The sequence below is a fragment of the Marinomonas pontica genome (genome assembly GCF_036322735.1).
Lineage (GTDB): Bacteria > Pseudomonadota > Gammaproteobacteria > Pseudomonadales > Marinomonadaceae > Marinomonas > Marinomonas pontica.
Map to the genome: position 1 here is coordinate 2,435,988 of NZ_AP027271.1, position 20,642 is coordinate 2,456,629.

At 46.0% G+C, this 20,642-nt stretch carries 18 protein-coding genes; 13 read left to right on the forward strand and 5 right to left on the reverse strand.

Going from position 1 to position 20,642, the window contains the following annotated elements; genetic code table 11:
• The first annotated feature begins 34 nt into the window (after positions 1 to 34).
• The 13 genes from AABA11_RS11420 (at position 35) to AABA11_RS11480 (ending at position 14,239) form a co-directional block, all read left to right on the forward strand.
• Complete coding sequence (locus AABA11_RS11420) at positions 35 to 1,237, forward strand: ABC transporter substrate-binding protein (protein ID WP_338268041.1); 1,203 nt, start codon at positions 35 to 37, stop codon at positions 1,235 to 1,237.
• A 78-nt stretch (positions 1,238 to 1,315) separates the two neighbouring features.
• Positions 1,316 to 2,203 (forward strand): branched-chain amino acid ABC transporter permease, encoded by an 888-nt coding sequence (locus AABA11_RS11425; RefSeq protein ID WP_338268044.1) that lies wholly within the window; start codon positions 1,316 to 1,318, stop codon positions 2,201 to 2,203.
• Positions 2,204 to 2,214: 11 nt separating this feature from the next.
• Positions 2,215 to 3,138, forward strand: coding sequence for a branched-chain amino acid ABC transporter permease (locus AABA11_RS11430; protein WP_338268047.1), 924 nt, complete (start codon positions 2,215 to 2,217; stop codon positions 3,136 to 3,138).
• Positions 3,139 to 3,161: 23 nt separating this feature from the next.
• Positions 3,162 to 4,010: a 3-hydroxyacyl-CoA dehydrogenase NAD-binding domain-containing protein gene (locus tag AABA11_RS11435; RefSeq protein WP_338268049.1), complete on the forward strand. Its 849-nt coding sequence runs from the start codon at positions 3,162 to 3,164 to the stop codon at positions 4,008 to 4,010.
• 1 nt (position 4,011) lies between these two features.
• Positions 4,012 to 4,803 carry an enoyl-CoA hydratase/isomerase family protein gene (locus AABA11_RS11440; protein WP_338268052.1) on the forward strand — a complete coding sequence of 264 codons (792 nt, stop codon included), beginning with the start codon at positions 4,012 to 4,014 and terminating at the stop codon, positions 4,801 to 4,803.
• A 24-nt stretch (positions 4,804 to 4,827) separates the two neighbouring features.
• Complete coding sequence (locus tag AABA11_RS11445) at positions 4,828 to 6,501, forward strand: acyl-CoA synthetase (RefSeq protein ID WP_338268053.1); 1,674 nt, start codon at positions 4,828 to 4,830, stop codon at positions 6,499 to 6,501.
• On the forward strand, positions 6,498 to 7,286 hold the full coding sequence (locus tag AABA11_RS11450; RefSeq protein WP_072838389.1) for an electron transfer flavoprotein subunit beta/FixA family protein: 789 nt from the start codon (positions 6,498 to 6,500) through the stop codon (positions 7,284 to 7,286). The genes AABA11_RS11445 and AABA11_RS11450 overlap by 4 nt, the downstream gene beginning before the upstream one ends.
• Positions 7,287 to 8,222, forward strand: coding sequence for an electron transfer flavoprotein subunit alpha/FixB family protein (locus AABA11_RS11455; protein ID WP_338268054.1), 936 nt, complete (start codon positions 7,287 to 7,289; stop codon positions 8,220 to 8,222).
• 54 nt (positions 8,223 to 8,276) lie between these two features.
• Positions 8,277 to 10,067 carry an acyl-CoA dehydrogenase family protein gene (locus tag AABA11_RS11460; protein WP_338268056.1) on the forward strand — a complete coding sequence of 597 codons (1,791 nt, stop codon included), beginning with the start codon at positions 8,277 to 8,279 and terminating at the stop codon, positions 10,065 to 10,067.
• A 9-nt stretch (positions 10,068 to 10,076) separates the two neighbouring features.
• Positions 10,077 to 11,717, forward strand: a complete 1,641-nt coding sequence (locus AABA11_RS11465) for an electron transfer flavoprotein-ubiquinone oxidoreductase (RefSeq protein WP_338268057.1) — start codon at positions 10,077 to 10,079, stop codon at positions 11,715 to 11,717.
• Positions 11,718 to 11,755: 38 nt separating this feature from the next.
• Complete coding sequence (locus tag AABA11_RS11470; RefSeq protein ID WP_338268059.1) at positions 11,756 to 12,223, forward strand: PaaI family thioesterase; 468 nt, start codon at positions 11,756 to 11,758, stop codon at positions 12,221 to 12,223.
• Between the two features lie 431 nt (positions 12,224 to 12,654).
• Complete coding sequence (locus AABA11_RS11475) at positions 12,655 to 13,002, forward strand: helix-turn-helix transcriptional regulator (protein ID WP_338268060.1); 348 nt, start codon at positions 12,655 to 12,657, stop codon at positions 13,000 to 13,002.
• Positions 12,986 to 14,239: a type II toxin-antitoxin system HipA family toxin gene (locus AABA11_RS11480; RefSeq protein ID WP_338268062.1), complete on the forward strand. Its 1,254-nt coding sequence runs from the start codon at positions 12,986 to 12,988 to the stop codon at positions 14,237 to 14,239. The genes AABA11_RS11475 and AABA11_RS11480 overlap by 17 nt, the downstream gene beginning before the upstream one ends.
• A 50-nt stretch (positions 14,240 to 14,289) precedes the next feature.
• On the opposite strand, the gene AABA11_RS11485 is transcribed toward AABA11_RS11480, so the two are convergent.
• The 5 genes from AABA11_RS11485 to AABA11_RS11505 form a co-directional block, all read right to left on the reverse strand.
• Positions 14,290 to 15,237 carry an IS30 family transposase gene (locus tag AABA11_RS11485; RefSeq protein WP_114413812.1) on the reverse strand — a complete coding sequence of 316 codons (948 nt, stop codon included), beginning with the start codon at positions 15,235 to 15,237 and terminating at the stop codon, positions 14,290 to 14,292.
• Between the two features lie 304 nt (positions 15,238 to 15,541).
• Complete coding sequence (locus AABA11_RS11490) at positions 15,542 to 15,985, reverse strand: DUF411 domain-containing protein (RefSeq protein WP_338268063.1); 444 nt, start codon at positions 15,983 to 15,985, stop codon at positions 15,542 to 15,544.
• A gap of 84 nt (positions 15,986 to 16,069) precedes the next feature.
• Complete coding sequence (locus AABA11_RS11495; RefSeq protein WP_024024989.1) at positions 16,070 to 16,963, reverse strand: copper resistance D family protein; 894 nt, start codon at positions 16,961 to 16,963, stop codon at positions 16,070 to 16,072.
• Positions 16,964 to 17,044: 81 nt separating this feature from the next.
• Complete coding sequence (locus AABA11_RS11500) at positions 17,045 to 17,392, reverse strand: copper resistance CopC family protein (RefSeq protein ID WP_067014165.1); 348 nt, start codon at positions 17,390 to 17,392, stop codon at positions 17,045 to 17,047.
• A gap of 130 nt (positions 17,393 to 17,522) precedes the next feature.
• Positions 17,523 to 20,642: an efflux RND transporter permease subunit gene (locus tag AABA11_RS11505; protein WP_338268065.1), complete on the reverse strand. Its 3,120-nt coding sequence runs from the start codon at positions 20,640 to 20,642 to the stop codon at positions 17,523 to 17,525.

A 20,642-nucleotide genomic window follows, 5' to 3' on the forward strand; every position in this document is an offset into this window, starting at 1 on the left:
ACAATAAAAATAATCACACGCTTGGAGTATTAACATGCAATTACAGAAAAAAGTCTTATCCAACCTTATCACTGGCATCGTCGTTACGACCATCACAAGTACCGCGGCAGCAGCCACCGATGGCAAAATCAAAATTGGGGTACTGGCTGACATGGGAGGCACTTACGCCGACTTATGTGGCCCAGGCTGCGTTATTGCCACCCGTATGGCAATTGAAGACTTTGGTGGCAAAGCGTTAGGAAAAGACATTGAACTAGTTTCTGCCGACTCTCAACTTAAACCAGATATCGCCTCTTCCGTGGCGCGTAAATGGGTCGAAAACGAAGATGTTGATGTGATCGGCGGCTTAGTCTCTTCTGCTGTGACTGGCGCCGTAACACAAGTAACTAACAACAGTAAAAACATCACCTTGATCACAGGCTCTGCATCAAACGCCTTCACCACTAGCGCCTGCTCGCCCTACATCGCTCATTGGACTTACAACGTTGTAGCTTTAGCCAATGGCACCGTGAAGCAAATGGTCAACGAAGGCAAAAATAAATGGTTTTTTATTACGGCGGATTACGCCTTTGGGCATGCGCTGGAAGGCGTTTCTATGAAAGTCATTGAAGCAAACGGCGGCGAAACCGTCGGCACGGTTAGAGCGCCATTGGGCACCACCGACTTCTCTTCTTACGTACTGCAGGCTCAAGCGTCCGGCGCCAATGTTGTGGCACTGGCTAACGCTGGCAACGATACCGTTAACGCCCTAAACGCGGCGGCGGAATTTGGTTTAACCGATTACATGGACATTGCAGGCTTATTGGTCTTCACACCAAACGCCCAAGCCATGGACCCAGATACAGCCCAAGGTATGCGTTTAACCACCGGCTTTTACTGGGACATGGACGACCAAACTCGTGCTTGGAGTAAGCGTTTTGAGGCTTTACACGGTGCGATTCCTTCTATGGCACACGCCGGAGCTTACTCGGCCACTATGCATTACTTAAAAGCCGTAGACGCTGTTGGTACAGATGATTCTGATGCGGTCATGAAGCAAATGAAACTCACCAAGCCAGATGATTTTTTCGCTCGTAATGCAACATTACGAGCCGACGGTCGCATGGAGCATGACATGTTACTGGTCGAAATCAAAAAAGCGGCTGACCGTAAGAACAAAAACGACATTTATAACATTGTCGAAGTGATTCCTGGCAATAAAGCCTACAACCCGATGTTGCCAAGCTGCGCGTTCTAATCTTGGTAGTACTGAGGAAAGCCGGATCCGGCTTTCCTGATTTTCCACACGGTTTACATTCAAGGTAGTTGACACGTTATGGCAACTTTTCTCGGAATTAATTTTTTTGCGCTGTTTGGTCAACTCTTGATCGGACTGATTAACGGCTCTTTTTACGCTCTGCTCAGCCTCGGCTTAGCCATCATTTTTGGTCTTTTACGCATCATCAACTTCGCCCAAGGCGCCATGTACATGCTCGGCGCTTTTGTCGCCTTGTTGGGTTTTAAATACATGGGCATGAACTACTGGGTTGCTCTTTTAATCGTGCCAATTGTAGTAGGTGTGATTGGCGTATTAATCCAACGTTTTTTGATTCGCCCTATCGCTAATGAAGACCATTTGTACAGTCTGCTGCTGACGTTTGGTTTAGCCCTGATGATACAAGGTTTATTTACCCACTGGTTTGGCTCTTCGGGTCAATCTTATCCCGTACCCGATGCATTAAAAGGCGGGGTTCGCTTGCCATTTATGTATCTGCCTAATTATCGCGCTTGGATCATCGTTGTCTCAGTTCTGGTGTGCTTTTCAACTTGGTGGATGATCGAAAAAACCAAGCTCGGTGTGTATCTACGAGCTGGCACCGAGAACCCACAATTGCTGCAAGCCTTCGGTATTAACGTGCCTCTGATCGTGACGTTAACGTTTGGCTTTGGCGTGGGTCTAGCCGGCTTCGCTGGCGTCATGGCAGCCCCTGTGTATTCCGTTTCACCCGATATGGGGTCAAATATTTTGATCATTGTGTTTGCCATCGTGGTGATTGGTGGAATGGGGTCTATCGGTGGCGCTATTTTGACCGGACTAGGAATGGGCGTCGTAGAAGGCTTGACCAAGTACTTTTACCCAGAAGCGTCAGCTACCGTGATCTTTTTAGTCATGGTGATTGTGCTGTTGATCAAACCCTCTGGTCTATTTGGTAAAAACGCTTAGGAGTACTGTTTATGCGATCTCGTTTAGCTATTTTAGTTTTGTTGGGATTGGCACTTGCCGCTCCCTTGGTTATTTATCCGGTTTTTTTGGCCAAAGTTTTATGTTTTGCCCTTTTTGCCTGTGCGTTTAACTTGCTGTTAGGGTTTGCTGGTTTACTGTCTTTTGGGCATGCGGTTTTCCTTGGCACCGGCGGTTATGTTACTGGTTGGTTAATGATCAATAGCGGTTTAACACCAGAAATCGCCATCATCGCGGGCACCGTGGCTGGCGGTTTTCTTGGCGCTGTTTTTGGCAAATTAGCAGTGAAACGTGAAGGCATTTATTTTGCCATGGTGACATTAGCCTTGGCGCAATTGGTGTTTTTCTTATACCTGCAAACGCCCTTTACAGGCGGTGAAGATGGCCTACAAGGCGTACCACGCGGCAAGGCGTTTGGCCTAATTGACCTAGCAGATAACCAAACCATGTACTACTTCGTATTGGCTATTTTCTTAGCAGGATTCTGGCTAATCCATCGCACTGTGCATTCGCCTTTTGGGCAAATTATGAAAGCCATTCGTGAAAATGAAAGTCGAGCTACGTCACTGGGTTACGACGTAAATAAATACAAGTGGATTGCTTTTATTATTTCGGCGGCGCTGTCCGCGTTAGCCGGTTCAACGAAAACACTTGTATTCGAGTTGGCCTCTTTGACCGATGTGCATTGGCACATGTCAGGGGAAGTCATCTTGATGACGCTGGTTGGCGGCGTCGGAACCATCATCGGGCCATTAGTTGGTGCTGGCGTGGTAGTGAGTATGCAAAATTACCTCAGTGGTGGCGAGTTAGGTAACTACCTACACATCATTATGGGGGCCGTTTTCGTTGTCTGCGTACTCAGCTTTCGCAGCGGCATTGTCGGTCAATTTAATAAATTTCGTCGTAACAACTTTTAAGCTTTGGCTAAGGATTACACACCATGAGTATTCAAATCATTGGCGTTATTGGCGCTGGACAAATGGGACAGGGCATCGCACAAGTCATGGCCTGCGCGGGTTATCAAGTTCAGTTGGTCGATTCTTCTGCCTCTGCGTTAGACAAGGCGTTTGTTAGCATTCGTCACAGCATTGATAAGTTGACAAGCAGAGGCGTTCTCGACGCAGGCAACGACTATATTGCTTCTATTCAGTGTTCAACAGAGCTTACGTCGCTTGCCTCGGCGGATTTGGTTATTGAAGCTGCGACGGAATCGGAAAAAATAAAAATCGCTATTTTTCAAGAGTTGGCCACAGTTTGCCAGGACTCCACCCTTTTCGCCAGTAACACCTCGTCGTTATCGATTACCCGTTTGGCCGCCAGTATACCGAATCCAGAGCGTATGATTGGCATGCACTTTATGAACCCGGTGCCATTGATGAAACTGGTCGAAATCATTGACGGTTTGCAAACAGCCGACACTACTCGTGACGCCGTCATGGAGGTGGCAAAAAACGCTGGAAAAATAGCCATTGCAGTGAAAGACCGCGCAGGCTTTGTGCTAAATCGCATTCTATTACCGATGATCAATGAAGGCATTTTTGTGTTCGAAGAAGGCTGTGCGTCGGCGGAACAAATCGATCAGATTATGATGCTAGGCGCTGGCCATCCCATTGGCCCATTGGCGCTCGCAGACCTAATAGGCTTGGATACCTGCTTGAGCATCATGGACGTATTACATACCCAATTTGGCGACAGCAAATACCGAGCAGCGCCTCTTTTGCGCCAAATGGTAGATGCTGGGCAATTAGGAAAAAAAGGCGGCCAAGGGTTTTATCAATATGGAAACTAGCATGGCACCAACCTTTGACTGTCTTCTGCTGACGCAACCACAAGATGATGTTTGGCTAATCACCATTGATCGCCCAAAAGCATTAAACGCCTTAAACAAAGCACTGTTAACGTCATTAAGCCAAGCATTTCAATGGCTGGATGCACTGCCGACCACAAAAGTGATCCTGCTCACGGGTAACGGCGATAAAGCCTTTGTGGCGGGAGCTGATGTTGTGGCAATGCAAGCCATGACCGCTTTAGAAGCACGCGATTTTTCGCATTTAGGTATGGCTTTGATGCATCAAATAGAAGCCTGTTCTGCGCCTGTCATCGCCTTAGTAAATGGCTATTGTCTTGGCGGTGGTTGCGAGCTGGCATTGAGCTGCGACTATATTTTGGCCAGTGAAAACGCTGTATTTAGCCAGCCTGAAGTCTCGCTGGGCATTACGCCAGGCTTTGGCGGAACTCAGCGTTTAGCTCGATACATAGGCAAAGGCAACGCCATGCAGTGGATCCTAACGGGTGATCGCATTTCGGCTCAAGACGCGCTCAAACTGACTTTATGTCATCAAGTACTCAGCTCCTCTGAACTGTTGAAAGGCGGTCTAGCGCAAGCTGAGAAAATTGCCAAAAACGCACCTCAAGCAGTGCGTTTTGCAAAACAGCTGATCCATCAAGGCTTGAACCTGTCTCTGCACGACGGCTGTCAGCTTGAAACCGAACGCTTTGCGCTGAGTTTCACTACACAAGATCAAACCGAGGGAATGGCGGCTTTTGCTGAGCGTCGCCCTGCTCGCTTTTCACATCAATAACAACGACATTATGAGGTCAACAATATGAATAATACCGCCCTCGACACACATTTAAATAAAAACGTAGCGAATCACACGGCGCTAACGCCGATCTCTTTTTTAGAGCGCACCGCCACTATTTACCCTGATCGTATTGCCTCAATCAATGGTCCAATTAAACGCACTTGGCATGAAACTTATCAACGCTGTCGTCAGCTTGCCAGCGCACTACAGCGCAAAGGTATTCAAAAAGGCGACACCGTTTCTGTCATTGCGCCAAATATTTCGGAACATTTTGAAATGCATTTTGGCGTACCCATGGCGGGCGCTATTTTAAATTCCATTAATACTCGGCTCGATGCGCCTACCATTGCGTTTATCTTACAACACGCCAACAGCAAAATCGTTTTTGTGGATCGTGAATTTAGCGCCCTACTAAAAGACGCGTTAGCACTGATGCCACACCAACCCATGGTAATTGACATTGACGACAGCCAGTGGCTAGGCGGTGAACTAATTGGCACTTCAGACTATGAAGCTTTTTTAACGCAAGGCGACGAATTTTATGAATGCCCTATTCTCGAAGACGAATGGGATTCTATTACGCTCAATTACACGTCTGGCACCACAGGCGATCCAAAAGGCGTGGTGTATCACCACCGCGGCGCGTATTTAAACGCCATCAGTAACGCCATGTCGTGGGGTATGACTCAGCACCCGGTGTACTTGTGGATATTACCGATGTTTCACTGCAATGGTTGGTGTTTCCCTTGGGCGATAGCCGCCATGGCAGGCGTCAGTGTGAGCTTACGCCACGCCAAAGCAGAAGACGTATTTGACATCATCAAAAAAGAGAAAGTCGGCTATCTGTGTGCAGCACCCATTATTCTCAACATGCTCAACGCCGCCGACGACAGCGTCAAATCTGGCATCGAACACTCTGTCAATGTGATGACCGCAGGCGCAGCGCCACCCGCCGCTGTTATTCAGGCGATGGAAAGCATCGGTTTTAACATTACTCATGTGTACGGTTTAACCGAAACTTACGGGCCTTGCGTTTATTGTGCTTGGAAAGGCGAATGGGACGACCACAGCGCGGAGGAAAAAGCACGTCTAAAAGCTCGACAAGGCATCAAAGCGCCGATGCTAGAAGGCTTAATGGTCGCCGACCCAGACAGCTTAGAACCGGTGCCTCAAGACGGTAAGACCCTTGGTGAAATTTTCATGCGCGGCAATCTGGTAATGAAAGGTTACCTAAACAATCCCGCAACTACAGAAAAAGCCTTCGCAGGCGGTTGGTTCCATTCAGGGGATTTGGCCGTTTGGCACAGTGATGGCTACATCGAAATCAAGGATCGCTCAAAAGACATTATTATTTCGGGAGGCGAAAACATCTCCAGCATCGAAATTGAAGACACATTGTACCGCCACCCTATGGTTCAAGAAGCCGCCGTCGTCGCGAAATTAGACGACAAATGGGGCGAAACACCTTGTGCGTTTATCACCTTAAAAGACAGTACGCTTAAAAGTGCAAATAAAGTAAGCGAACAGGAGATTATTCAGTTCTGTCGTGAACATATGGCGCATTTCAAAGCACCAAAATACGTTGTTTTTGGCCCTTTACCCAAAACGTCCACAGGAAAAGTACAGAAGTTCTTACTCAGAGATCAAGCCAATGCGTTGTCCTTGGCAAACGTTAAGTTGGAGAACAACAAATGAACACTAATCACCTAAAGGCCATTGTCGCGATAAAGCGTGTTATCGATTACAACGTCAAAGTACGGGTTAAAGCAGACCTCAGCGATGTGGATTTAAGCAACACCAAAATGTCAATGAACCCCTTTTGCGAAATTGCTGTTGAAGAAGCTGTGCGCCTTAAAGAAGCTGGCATAGTGGACGACATTTTAGTGGTTTCAATAGGTCCTAAAAACTGCCAAGAACAAATCCGCAGCGCACTTGCTTTGGGCGCCGACCGTGGTTTACAGGTGGAGTGTGATGTCTCCGCCAGCCCTCTGGATGTCGCTAGAATTTTGCAAAAAATCCAGCAAGAAGAAGGCGCCGATATTTTTCTACTAGGCAAGCAGTCCATTGACACAGACAACAATCAAACCGGACAAATGCTTGCGGCCTTGCTCGACTGCCCGCAAGCCACCTGCGCGTCTCGTATTCAAATTGAACAAAATAAAGCCATAGTGACTCGCGAAGTTGACGGCGGCTTACTCACCGTTGAGATGCCCTTGCCCGTCGTAATCACCACAGACTTGCGTTTGAATGAGCCGCGTTTTGCGGCTTTACCTAAAATCATGCAAGCCAAGCGTAAACCCCTAGCGGTGAAAACCTTAGCCGATCTCGATATCAAGCTAACCACCGACATCGAGCTGATCTCAGTGAGTAGCCCAGCTCATCGCCAAGCCGGCATTATGCTGAACTCCGTTGACGAGCTGATTTCGACCTTGCGTAGCGATGCCCAAGTACAGATTCCCAAGCACGGTGAGGAAGCCTAAATGAAAACATTAATTATTGCAGAACATAACCAACACGCCTTAAAAGCCGCTACCTTGGTGACCCTAGGAGCAGCGCAACAACTCGGCCAACCGATCGATTTGCTTATTGCAGGCCATGAAATATCCGAACTCAGTCAAGACGCGGCGACCATTGCTGGTATCGACCGTGTTTTGACATGGGATCATGCTATGCTTGCCATCCCGTTTAGTGAAACATTGGCGCCAGTCATTGCAAATTTACGTTCGCAGTACAGCCATATTTTGTTAGCTTCTTCGTCGTTTGGCAAAGACCTCGCACCTAGAATTGCCGCGCTATGTGGTGTTAATGCGCTGTCTGATGTGATCGAAATCATCAGCCCCAACCAATACAAACGTCCGATTTACGCCGGTAACGCCATTGCCACAGTGAAAAATAGCGCTTCTTGCCAGATATTAACAATTCGTACCAGCGCGTTTTCAGCGCCAACCCATGAACCTACCGCGTCGCTTGCTCAAGTTCATGCTTTGTCCGTCGAACTCCCACATTCCCCAGTGCGCTTCGTCAAGCAAACGCTCAGTGAATCCAGTCGTCCTGAATTAAACAGCGCAGAGATCATAGTATCCGGTGGGCGTGCAGTTGGCTCAGAAGTAAACTTCTCCGTGATTTATGATTTAGCGGACAAGCTCGGCGCAGCCGTTGGCGCATCTAGAGCCGCGGTCGACGCAGGCTATATTGCTAACGACTTACAAGTCGGTCAGACCGGTCAAGTAGTGGCACCCTCTTTATACCTAGCGGTTGGCATTTCTGGCGCAATTCAGCATCTGGCCGGCATGAAGGACTCCAAGGTAATTGTGGCCATTAACAATGATCCTGAGGCACCGATTTTTTCTGTGGCCGATTACGGTCTCGTCGCCGACTTATTCGATGCGGTTCCCGCAATGACAGCACGTTTGTAGGCTCCAAATATTTTTCACGGAATAACAACTGTTTACTTTTTATCAAGGTGATTTATGAGCGTTTACATCGCACCACAGCAAGATACTATTTTTGTCCTCGATCAATTAGTGGAACTAGACAAACTCGCCGCACAATATGCATTAGACGACGTGTCTCTTGAACTCGCAGAGGTTATCGTACAAGAAGCGGGTAAACTGGCCACCGATGTGCTTTCACCACTTAATACCACAGGCGATAAACACGGCGCGGTTTTGGTCGATCAACAAGTACAGCAAAGCCCTGGCTACAAAGAAGCGTACCAGCAATACGTCGACAATGGCTGGGCAACTCTAACGGGGCCCACCGAATTTGGCGGCCAAGGTTTACCAAATGTGTTGGGTACGGCCATTAACGAGCTTTGGCACTCGGCAAACATGGCGTTTGCACTTTGCCCTATGTTGAGTCAAGGCGCGGTGGAAGCCTTAACCGCACACGGCAGCCCAGAACTGCAAAAACGCTACCTGCATAAACTCATTTCTGGTGAATGGACCGGCACCATGAATTTAACGGAGCCTAATGCCGGCTCTGATCTTGCTGCAATCGCCTGTAAAGCCAAACCAGAAGGCGATCATTATCGTATTCGCGGACAAAAGATCTACATCACCTGGGGTGATCACCAAATGACCAGCAATATCGTGCATTTAGTATTGGCACGCCTACCAGATGCTCCGGCAGGGGTAAAAGGTATTTCGTTGTTTGTGGTGCCGAAATATTTGTTGTCTGACGAAGGAGAACCAACTGAACTCAATGACGCACGCTGTATTTCTCTTGAGCACAAACTAGGCATTCACGCTAGCCCAACGTGCACCATGAGTTTTGGCGATAACGACGGCGCCATTGGCTATTTGATCGGTGAGCCAAACAAGGGGTTGAGCTACATGTTTACTATGATGAACCACGCTCGCCAGTCCGTTGGTTTACAGGGTTTGTCTATCTCTGAACGCGCCTACCAACAAGCGCGTCAATTTGCCAAAGATAGAACCCAAGGCACCACCAAGGAAGGCCAAAAAATCGCCATTATTGATTATCCCGATGTACGCCGCATGTTGATGGCGATGAAATCAGGTTGCGAAGCCATGCGCGCACTATCACTTTGTGCAGCGGCCGATATAGACAAACACCATCACGGCGACCTTGATGCCAAAGCGCGCGTAGAATTTTACACTCCTATCGTAAAAGGCTGGATGACCGAACTGTCCCAAGAACTCACCTCGCTGAACATTCAAATTCACGGTGGCATGGGCTTTGTTGAAGAAACAGGGGCGGCGCAGCACTTTCGTGATGCTCGCATTCTAACCATTTATGAAGGCACTACAGGGATTCAGGCGCTGGATTTAGTCGGTCGAAAAACCCTCAATGACGATGCGAACGCGCTAAAACAGCTACTGAACGAAGTGAGTAACACCGTATCACAGCTATCAACCAGTACGGATACAACCCTCAATCAAATAACTCCACGACTGAACCGAGCTCTACAAAAAGCCACAGCAGTAAAAGACTGGTTGCTAGCACAAGGCAAAGCAGATCGGCAGATGGCCGCCAACGTCAGCGTCGATTATTTAATGATGATGGGCTATTTATGTGGCGGCTGGTTAATGGCAAAAAGTGCCTTACGCGCTGTTGAACTAAGTGGACAAAATAACCTAAACAGTGAAGCAAACACTTACAGCGAAGATTTTTTAACGGCCAAACAAGGTACTGCGCACTTTTATGCAGAATACTATTTACCACGTGTGCACCAGCATGCTGACACTGTGTTAAGTGGTTTAAGCAGTACTTTCTCTCTTGATACTGACCAACTTTAAGGAGATAACATGGAACGCGACGTCATGTCATTTGATGTGGTCATTGTGGGCGCAGGAGCAGCGGGATTATCGGCTGCTTGCCGTTTAAAACAATTGGCACAAACACAGCAAACAGAGATCAGCGTTTGCGTGGTAGAAAAAGGCTCCGAAGTGGGCGCTCATATTGTGTCGGGCGCGGTGATTGATCCGAAAGCCCTCAACGAATTGTTTCCAGATTGGTACGACAGACAAGCGCCTTTGACCGTACCAGCGACAGAGGATCAAATACTGTGGCTGCGCAACTCAACTCAACATTGGACCATTCCAACCTGGTTAGCACCCAAAACCATGCATAATACTGGCAACTATATCGCCAGCCTAGGCAACCTATGCCGCTGGTTAGCTGATCAGGCTGAAGATTTGGGTGTGGAGATCTTTCCAGGTTTTCCCGCTGCCGAAGTTATCTATCACGAGAATGGCAGCGTCAGAGGTATTCTAACCGCAGATATGGGGTTAGACGCACAAAATACCCCCAAATCTGGCCACATGCCAGGCATGATATTAGAGGCCAAATTCACCCTTTTTTCCGAGGGTTGCCGTGGCCATCTTGGCAAAGCCTTAATCGAAAAATACGCACTGGATCAGAATAAAGACCCACAACATTACGCCATTGGCATTAAAGAATTATGGGATATTGACCCCGTCAAACATCAGCCTGGTTTGGTGATTCATGGCACGGGGTGGCCACTTCAAGGCGACACTAACGGCGGTTTCTTTCTTTATCACACAGACAATCATCAAATTGCGATGGGGCTCATTGTTGATCTTAACTACAGCAACCCTTGGGTAAGTCCATTTGATGAGTGCCAACAACTAAAGCATCATCCAGTGTTCGCCCAATATTTAGAAGGCGGCAAACGCGTCTCTTATGGCGCTCGCGCTATCGCCAAAGGCGGTTTTAACTCTTTGCCCAAAATGACTTTTCCCGGCGGACTGTTAATTGGTTGTGATGCAGGCACACTGAATGTATCTCGAATCAAGGGCACACATACCGCGATGAAATCGGGTATGCTCGCGGCCGAAGCCATTCTTGACGCTATGCAGAACCAACAAACCGAGGCGATAAGTTTTGAGTCTCACTTTCGCAATAGCTGGCTCTATGATGAACTGTTCCAATCCAAGAATTTCGGCCCAGCGTTACACAAGTTAGGGCCATTTTGGGGCGGTGCCTTTAATACTTTGGAGCAAAACCTTTTTCAGGGCCGTTTTCCTCTTAAGTTACACGACAAAAAAGCCGATCACTTACAGATTAAGCCTGCGGCGCATTGCCTTAAAATAAATTACCCAAAGCCAGATGGTTTACTGAGTTTTGATAAATTATCTTCTGTGTATTTGTCTAATACCAATCACGAAGAAGACCAGCCGTGCCATCTACATTTACATGATAATGCGCAGCCATATCGGGTTAATATTCCACTGCATAACGAGCCCGCTCAGCGTTTCTGCCCTGCCGGTGTTTATGAAGTTATCGAAGAAAGCGGCCAACCTCAGCTGCAAATCAACGCGCAAAATTGCGTGCACTGTAAAACTTGTGACATAAAAGACAGCGGCCAAAATATCCAGTGGTTACCACCAGAAGGCGGCGGCGGGCCAAACTACCCCAATATGTAGTATTACATTTTTTGAACACATCAGACGGGGACGACATCATGTCTAAACAGGCTTTTCAAGATTCCTATCCGGCAGAATTCAGCCATTGCTATGGCTGTGGTCGTGATAACCCTCACGGTTTGCAGTTAAAAAGTTATTGGCACTTATGCGCGGGCAAAGAACATACGATCGCGCATTTTACGCCTAAGCCTTACCATACTGGCGGCGTTCCTAATAACGCCTATGGAGGATTGATTGCTTCGTTACTGGATTGTCACGGTACAGCATCTGCGGCGGCCGCCGCTTATAAAGCACAGGGCCAAGACATGGGAACCGAACCTACTCTTCGCTTTGTCACAGCGTCGTTGTCAGTTGATTTTTTACGACCCACACCAATGGAAAACAAACTGACGATTCTAGGAGAAGTTATTCAATTGGAAGGTAGAAAAGCAACAGTAAAACTAAGCTTAAGCGCCAACGACCAGCTTTGTGCTACGGGCACCATGATAGCGGTAGCGTTGAAATAAAGAGCGAATTCAACGTTCAAGCGCGACACTCTTCTATGCAGCCTGAGTTAGCCTATTAAATACGACTTCAGGCTATTTATACCAGATATTTTCTTGGCCTCCACCCAAGCAAATTGAACATTGAGCCAAGATTGGTGAAATTATGAAAGTGTAGTGGCATAGACGAATAGTTTCGTAACTTACAATAATACTTCGAGATGCAAGTGATTATTCGATATCCAGAAAGCTCAGTATCAAACCACAAAAACACTAAGTTGTTAGACTCTGAGCACCCTTAAACAATCACTCTGCTGTCTAGGAAGTCCATAGACTAAAAAATGCTTCCCTATATTTCTGCACTTGTAAACGTAAAAGAAACTCTTAAGTTGTCTTACATCGAAATAGCAACTAATATGTTTCTATAAATTAAAAAGCAACTTATTAGTTTCCTTATGATGAATCTACTACAGCAAATCAAACATCGCCGTTTAACACTGAAACTCAAGCAGAATGACATGCTAATGCGTGTTGGCATTTCTAGACAGCAATACCAACGGCTTGAAGCAAAAGGCAACCCAAGACTCGATACGCTTGAACTGATTGCCAAGGGCCTAAATAGCGACGTCATGCTGATCCCAAAAGAAAAGCTGAATGCTGTTTTAGCGGTTCTTGAAAGTGATGGTAACTACACACCTTTACCGCACAAACAGCCTGATCATTCTGATGAACAAAAAAAACTATCGGATGATCCATGGAAAGGGTTATTAGAAGATGGGGACGAAGATGACAACGGAAATTAGTGTTCTTAAATTGACGTTACATGGCCATCTAGTGGGGTATTTGGCAGGGGCAAAGAATGGACGTAATGTTTTACATTTTGCTGAAAGCTTTCAATCTAATATAGCGCGCCCCACTTTTAGCTTAACCACCCATCAAAATTTTCCGCGTGCTGATAAAATGCTATCAGAGCCATGGGCGACAAACCAACGCCTGCACCCTATTTTGTCCAATCTATTGCCTGAAGGTTCTTTGCGAGAGCTGATCGCTCAAGGGCTCAAAACCCATGTAGATAATGAGTTTCATATTTTGTCTTATCTGGGCATGGATTTACCGGGCACATTAGTCGCTGAACCGATGGAGCCTGAAGATGTTCCTCTACATTTATTCTCATCTCATGGCCAAGTAAAAGCGGTTAAATTCGACAAACTCAGCCAAGAGAACAAGTTTTCCTTGGCAGGCGTTCAGATGAAGTTTTCCATGAAGGAAAAAGACGGTCGATACAATCTATCGAAAGACAATGTGCTTGGCGATTGGATTGTAAAAACACCCTCCACTAAACACAAAGAAGTGCCCGCCAATGAGTTTACTGCCATGACTCTCGCTTCTCTCATTGGCGTGGATATTCCTGAAATAAAATTGGTCGAGAGAGACCAATTAGACAACCTTCCTCAAATCAATCTTCCGGATGAAAAATTAGCTTTCGCCATAAAACGGTTTGATCGGCGTGACGACCAACGCATTCACATGGAAGACTTTGCTCAAGTTCTTGTGAAGTACCCACATGAAAAATACAGTTCTGGCAACTACGAACAAATAGCAAAAATCCTGTATCAGTTTTCTGGTAATGGTTTAAGTGATGTCCAGCAACTTGCTCGTCGTATACTCACCAACATCCTATTAGCAAACGGCGACGCCCATTTGAAAAACTGGAGCTTACTGTATACAGATCAAGTCACACCCAGACTTTCGCCTGCTTACGACATAGTCACCACCAATGTTTATATTGAAAACGAACAACACTTCGCTCTTAACCTTGCAAAGACGAAGGCTTGGTATGATGTCTCATATAAACACTTTGAAGATTGGGCAACTAAATCAGATATTCCATGGCGAGCGATCAAACCGCATCTGGACGATGCGATGGAAAAAGCCAGAAGCCTTTGGCCTGAGGCTTTAAAAAACCTACCGATGAATGAAGAGCACAAACAGCAGCTAAAAGCGCATTGGCAGAAACTTCATAAAGATTTTCGAGTTTAATACTGTATAGCAAAGTCCTGAATTCAAGTCCGAAGTGCGACACTTTCACTTCAAGCAACTAAGCACATTTCTTTAAACACTACGGCTGGTTGCTTGAACCCTAAACACTTCCTTGGACGATTATTTATTCGTCTCATTGCGAAGTGTATTCTCTCTTCTGTAACACGTCTTAAATCGGTACCTTTGGGCACATATTGCCTTAGGAGTCCGTTGCTATTTTCGTTTGCTCCACGTTCCCAAGAACTGTATGGATGAGCAAAATACACTGTCGTTTCTAATGCTTCGGCTATCTCAGCGTGATACGCGAACTCTCGACCATTATCTGCTGTGATCGTGTGAACATGATCTTTAAAAGGCAGCAATAGCTCTATGGTTGCTTGAGTCACATCTTTGGCTGATTTCGAATCCACTTTCTTTATAAGGTAAAAACGTGTCTTTCTTTCTAGCAAGGTGACAATTGAGCCTGAGCCGTGCTTACCTAAAACAGTGTCTATCTCCCAGTCTCCAAAGCGCTTTTTGGTATCAACAATCACAGGCCGATCATCAATGGATACCTTATTCTTGATCACTTCAGCTTTTGTTCTCTGGCCTTTCCGGTAGCGTTTTCTTCCTTGCCTCAAATGGCGGTAAAGTGTCCCTTTGTTTCTTTTGTCATCATGGATATATTGGTAAATCCATTGATGACTGACGGGAACACCGCAGTTTTTGAGTACGTTAGAGACTTGCTCAGGACTCCAGTCGATTTCAATTAAAATACGAATAAAATCAATTGTCTTTGATGATATGCGATATTTTGCCGCTGTCTTCCGCCTTATCAAACAGGCTCTTTGGGCTTTGTCAGGGCAATATTCTGTTACTTTTTTATTCCGCTTTAACTCACGGTAAATCGTAGCTCTATGACAATTCAGGATGAGTGCAATATTTGCCACTGATATTTCTTGCCCTAAAAGAGCGGAAATCTGGTATCTTTTGCCTTCGGTCAACTGCTGATAATTCATGTTGGTACTGCTTTATCTGTGGTAAGAAGAAGTGTATCAACTTCAGCAGTTGGCTTCTTCTACACCTGATTTGCAGTGTCGCACTTATTATCTGAATTTAGGGTCTAATAAATCCAGATTAATCATATTCTTTATAGACATATAGATAGGGATATATACCGAAGTATGAGAATTGAACGTCTATTGTACTTAGACATAAAAAGACCCCCAGTAATTGGATAGTCCAACTATTGGGGGTCACTTCATAGCTCGGCTTTTTCCTTTCAGCTTGATAACCTGTTGGATTTGATGGATTTATCGTTTATCAATATTGTTGATAAACTGTCATCGTTCCTTTTTGGCTAAACTGAATCACATTAAAATCTTTGTATTGCTGACCTTTTGCAGCCATGCCAGGAGAATACCTTGGCATTCCAGGCACAGCCAACCCTGATACATTTTCAGGTTTCTCAAGTATTAAACGTGCCACATCTTGTTCTGGCACATGCCCTTCAATTAAGTAACCGTCGATAACAGCGGTGTGACACGACTGTAGTTGCATGGGCATACCCGCATCTTTCTTTAAAGAGGACCAGTCTTCTGTGTGATGATAATTAACGGTATACCCCTCTGCCTCCATTAGCTCACCCCATTTAACACAACAACCACATGTCGGAGACTTGTAGAGATCTATTATAGGTTGTGCAAACACGCTAGCACTTACTAACGTTAAGATTGAAGTTGCAATAATTTTATTGAATACCTTCATATTTTCACCTCTTTCAAAATTAGCTATTTACTATTAATTTGGCTATCTGATACAGCCTTGAAGCATTCAGGAATAGAATTTCAATTAATGCATTGGAGGACCAACAAACGTCGTAAATATCGCCGTGACCACCAAAATAGAAGAAGCGATCATTTTTTCCATTAAAATAGATTTTTGAATAAGAAATGTATTACCGCGTTTCAGTATTAACGGCACAAGATGTAATTTATGGTATGCCGCCATCACCAGAATAACAACGACCAAAGCAAGTTTCACCAACAACCAGAAACCATAGTCTGACGAGAATAAGTCTTGCCATCCTGTCAGAACATAGCTCATCCATGCTCCACAGATAATCAAAATCAAAACAGCAACCGCTGCAAGTTCGCCAAAACGCTCTAAGATTCGATTAGATTCCTGGTGCGTGGATTTTCGCGCAACCAACCACAAAGGGAATAGCAACCCTAACCACCAAGCAGCAATCAAGATATGAGTAAAGAATATAATTTGATAATACCAAGCTTGCTCTGTCGCATGACCCGTGAATGAAAACGAATAAATCAAACTGGCTATGCCCAAGGAAGCGACCATTAATGCAAGGCGTGAAAATGGCCACAGACTGAAGGCACGATCCGACCCAAGGGTAAATGACGCTATGATCACCAAGCAATAACCAATCACATTAGCGATTAAGGTACTGCCCGCAGGCGAATCCCAATAGATAGAGACCATCATAGGGTCAAACATGAGCGATAGACCCTCTTCCATCGCCCCACCAACGAGGATAAAAAAATAAGCTATTGTCGCCACTAAACCAATCAACGCACCTCCTCGTACGTACCTTTTTATACTACTCAATAAAGCAGACTGATGACGCAACAAACAAAATGCAAATAGCCCACCTACAACGCTTGATATACCAAAATACAATAACCAACGTGTCAATAATTGCGCGATTTCCCAGTTCGTTAACATCATACAGCCCCTTTTTTATAAAATGAAAAGCCTAAAAGATATAATCTAATTAGCCAGTTGAACTAAACAGTTTAAATGTTCAAATTAATGCTGCATAAAACCATAAGAGCCTTTCATCATGTGTCCATCTTCGCCCATTGCTTTCCAATGAACTGTATAACTGTCCGGCGCCAACATTGGTAACATAGTTTGAAAATTTTTCGTTGTTGCACCGTCACGATTAAACCGAACCGACACGGGCTTACCTTTAGATCCTACTACCTTGAGACTTACAACTTTCATAGGGTTCTGGAAATTTAGCTCTACTCGTTCTGCTTGAGCCATTAGCATGGCACCGTCTTTGGGGTATGTCATTGTCATCATGCCGTGTGCATATACGTTTACAGCAGCTGTCATTGCGAATACAGAAAGCGCTAATTTGATTTTGTTCATACTATGATCCTTTAAAGTTTAATTGCTTTGAGCTTAATATTGGTTTGCACTGGCACAAAGAGGAGCCCACCTGTACCAGCATTTTGTGCGGCTCTGAAAAACCGCGTTTTACATCGATTGAAACAAACACTCATTTCAATGAAGATTTTTTCCATAGAAAATACACCGCAGGCAAAACTAATAACGTCAGTACGACCGCGCTCACCATACCGCCAACCATAGGTGCAGCGATTCGACTCATCACCTCCGATCCCGTTCCAGTACCATATAAAATTGGCAACAAGCCGATAATGATGGATACCGCCGTCATCATCACCGGACGAACTCGCATACCAGAGCCATGAAGCACCGCATGGTAAAGCGTGTCCGCGCGAGGTAAGACGCCTTTTTCAGCGCATTTTTTTTGTGTCTCTACCCAAGCTTGATTCAAATACATCAGCATAATGACGCCGATTTCCACGGCCACGCCAGCCAGCGCAATGAAGCCAACCCCCACTGCAACCGAGAAGTTGAAACCAGATAAATACATCAACCAGATACTACCCACCATAGCAAATGGCAAGGTGCCCATAATGATCGCCACCTCGGAGAAGTTACGGAAGTTGATATACAAGAGGACAATAATGATGGCCAATGTAAGCGGCACTACATAGGTCAGCTTTTCTTTTGCCCGTTGCATATACTCATATTGACCAGACCAATTTAATGAATAACCTGCTGGTAATTGCACTTGGTCTGCTACGATTTTTTGTGCGTTTTCGACATAACGGCCAATATCTACACCTTCAATGTCCACAAAGGTCCAACCGTTTAAACGCGCGTTTTCACTTTTTAATCCTGGCGGACCTTCTTCCACATAAACATCAGCAATATCCCCTAAAGCAATTCGTAAACCATTCGGAGTCACGATTGGCAAAAGGGCTAATTGCTCTGGTGAATCACGATATTCTTGTGGATAGCGAACATTAATGGGATAGCGCTCAAGCCCCTCAATAGTATTCGTGACATTCATGCCACCCACCGCCGAAGAGATAAGCTCTTGAACATCTTGAATGTTCAACCCATAACGCGATGCCTTCGCGCGATTAATGTCTATATTGACGTAACGACCACCGGCCACACGCTCAGAATAAACCGATGCCGTGCCTTCAACTGGTTTCAAGATTTTCTCTAGCTGCAAACCAATATCTTGAATCACTTTCAGATCAGGACCCGCAACCTTTATACCCACAGGGGTTTTGATGCCCGTTGCCAGCATGTCGATTCGTGTTTTGATCGGCATCACCCAAGCATTAGTAATGCCTGGGATCTTGACCAACTGATCCAGCTCTTGCTTGATCTTGTCGCTGGTCATGCCGTCTCGCCATTCAGAATGAGGCTTGAGTTGAATAAAGGTTTCTATCATGGTCAGCGGCGCGGGATCGGTCGCGGTTTCCGCACGACCAACCTTCCCAAAGACAGTTTTCACTTCTGGTAAGGTCGCAATCAGTTTATTGGTTTGCTGTAATACCTGACGTGCTTGTCCGATGGAGATCCCCGGATAGGCAGTTGGCATGTACATCAAATCACCTTCGTCTAGGTTAGGAATAAACTCACTGCCCAACTTATTTAACGGCCACATACCAATGGCAAATATAGCAATTGCCACCAAAATGGTGGTTTTCGGAAAACTCAACACGGCTTTCAGCGCTGGCATATACACCGCGATCAAAGCCCGATTAACGGGGTTTTTATGCTCAGGCAAGACTTTACCTCGCACAAAGTACCCCATCAAAACAGGTACCAGAGTGATGGCTAATGCCGCCGATGCGGCCATGGCATAGGTTTTGGTATAGGCCAACGGGCCAAACATCCGTCCTTCTTGGGATTCCAAGGTAAACACAGGCACGAAACTGACGGTGATAATAAGCAGACTAAAGAATAACGCGGGGCCGACTTCGGTAGCCGCGGCGGTCACAACCTGCCAACGGTTCTCCTTGGTCATTTCGACTTTTTCCATATGCTTATGGAGATTTTCTATCATCACGATTGCACCATCAATCATGGCGCCAATGGCAATCGCAATACCGCCAAGCGACATGATATTGGCATTAATACCCTGCAAATGCATGACGATGAAGGCGGTCAAAATACCGACAGGCAGACTGATGATGGCCACCAAAGAGGAACGCACATGAAAAAGAAACACCATACAAACCAACGCAACCACAAGGAACTCTTCCAGCAGTTTGGTCCATAAATTCTCCACGGCACGATCAATCAAACCAGAACGATCATAAACCGTCACCACCTCAACGCCTTTTGGCAAGCTAGATTTCAAGGTTTCCAATTTCGCTTTTACGCCTTCGATGGTTTTCTGTGCGTTTTCACCAAAACGCATCACCACCACGCCGCCGACAGTTTCGCCTTCACCATTGAGATCTGCTAACCCTCGACGCATTTGTGGGCCAATACCAACGTCTGCCACATCTTTGATCGTCAACGGTGTGCCACTTTCACTGACGCCAAGCGGAATCATTTCAATATCTTCGACGCTCTGTATATAACCAGACGCTCGAACCATGTATTCAGCTTCAGCCATTTCAATGACCGACGCGCCGACTTCCTGATTGCCGCGTTTTATAGCATTTTGAATGTGGCTCAATGGCATGTTTAACGCGCGCAATTTATCTGGATTCACACTTACCTGATATTGCTTCACCATGCCGCCAATGGGCGCCACTTCCGATACGCCAGGCACGGTTTGTAACTCATACTTCAAGAACCAGTCTTGCAGTGAACGCAATTGACTCAAGTCGTTTTGACCGGTTTTATCCACCAAGGCATACAAATACACCCAGCCGACGCCCGTTGCGTCTGGCCCCAATTGCGCCCTTGCGTTACTGGGCAAGGATGGCGCAACCTGACTTAAATACTCCAACACTCGGCTTCGCGCCCAGTACATATCGGTATCTTCATCAAAAATCACGTAGACATACGAATCCCCAAAGAACGAATAACCGCGCACTGTTTGAGCACCGGGCACAGACAACATCGCCGTGGTCAACGGGTACGTAACTTGATCTTCCACAACTTGTGGCGCTTGTCCTGGATAGCTGGTTTTAATGATAACTTGCACATCAGACAAGTCAGGAATGGCATCAACGGGAGTATTCTTTAACGAATACAAGCCAGCGCCCACTAAAATAAAAGTAGCCAATAACACCATGAATCGGTTGTTTATGGACCAACGAATGATCGCTTCAATCAT

Coding starts and splice junctions, on each gene's coding strand:
- AABA11_RS11495 (WP_024024989.1), bottom strand. CDS start 16,963: ATGATGTTAACGAACTGGGAAATCGCGCAATTATTGACACGTTGGTTA.
- AABA11_RS11485 (WP_114413812.1), bottom strand. CDS start 15,237: ATGAATTATCAGCAGTTGACCGAAGGCAAAAGATACCAGATTTCCGCT.
- AABA11_RS11450 (WP_072838389.1), top strand. CDS start 6,498: ATGAACACTAATCACCTAAAGGCCATTGTCGCGATAAAGCGTGTTATC.
- AABA11_RS11475 (WP_338268060.1), top strand. CDS start 12,655: ATGATGAATCTACTACAGCAAATCAAACATCGCCGTTTAACACTGAAA.
- AABA11_RS11490 (WP_338268063.1), bottom strand. CDS start 15,985: ATGAAGGTATTCAATAAAATTATTGCAACTTCAATCTTAACGTTAGTA.
- AABA11_RS11425 (WP_338268044.1), top strand. CDS start 1,316: ATGGCAACTTTTCTCGGAATTAATTTTTTTGCGCTGTTTGGTCAACTC.
- AABA11_RS11445 (WP_338268053.1), top strand. CDS start 4,828: ATGAATAATACCGCCCTCGACACACATTTAAATAAAAACGTAGCGAAT.
- AABA11_RS11440 (WP_338268052.1), top strand. CDS start 4,012: ATGGCACCAACCTTTGACTGTCTTCTGCTGACGCAACCACAAGATGAT.
- AABA11_RS11460 (WP_338268056.1), top strand. CDS start 8,277: ATGAGCGTTTACATCGCACCACAGCAAGATACTATTTTTGTCCTCGAT.
- AABA11_RS11465 (WP_338268057.1), top strand. CDS start 10,077: ATGGAACGCGACGTCATGTCATTTGATGTGGTCATTGTGGGCGCAGGA.
- AABA11_RS11435 (WP_338268049.1), top strand. CDS start 3,162: ATGAGTATTCAAATCATTGGCGTTATTGGCGCTGGACAAATGGGACAG.
- AABA11_RS11455 (WP_338268054.1), top strand. CDS start 7,287: ATGAAAACATTAATTATTGCAGAACATAACCAACACGCCTTAAAAGCC.
- AABA11_RS11505 (WP_338268065.1), bottom strand. CDS start 20,642: ATGATTGAAGCGATCATTCGTTGGTCCATAAACAACCGATTCATGGTG.
- AABA11_RS11480 (WP_338268062.1), top strand. CDS start 12,986: ATGACAACGGAAATTAGTGTTCTTAAATTGACGTTACATGGCCATCTA.
- AABA11_RS11470 (WP_338268059.1), top strand. CDS start 11,756: ATGTCTAAACAGGCTTTTCAAGATTCCTATCCGGCAGAATTCAGCCAT.
- AABA11_RS11500 (WP_067014165.1), bottom strand. CDS start 17,392: ATGAACAAAATCAAATTAGCGCTTTCTGTATTCGCAATGACAGCTGCT.
- AABA11_RS11430 (WP_338268047.1), top strand. CDS start 2,215: ATGCGATCTCGTTTAGCTATTTTAGTTTTGTTGGGATTGGCACTTGCC.
- AABA11_RS11420 (WP_338268041.1), top strand. CDS start 35: ATGCAATTACAGAAAAAAGTCTTATCCAACCTTATCACTGGCATCGTC.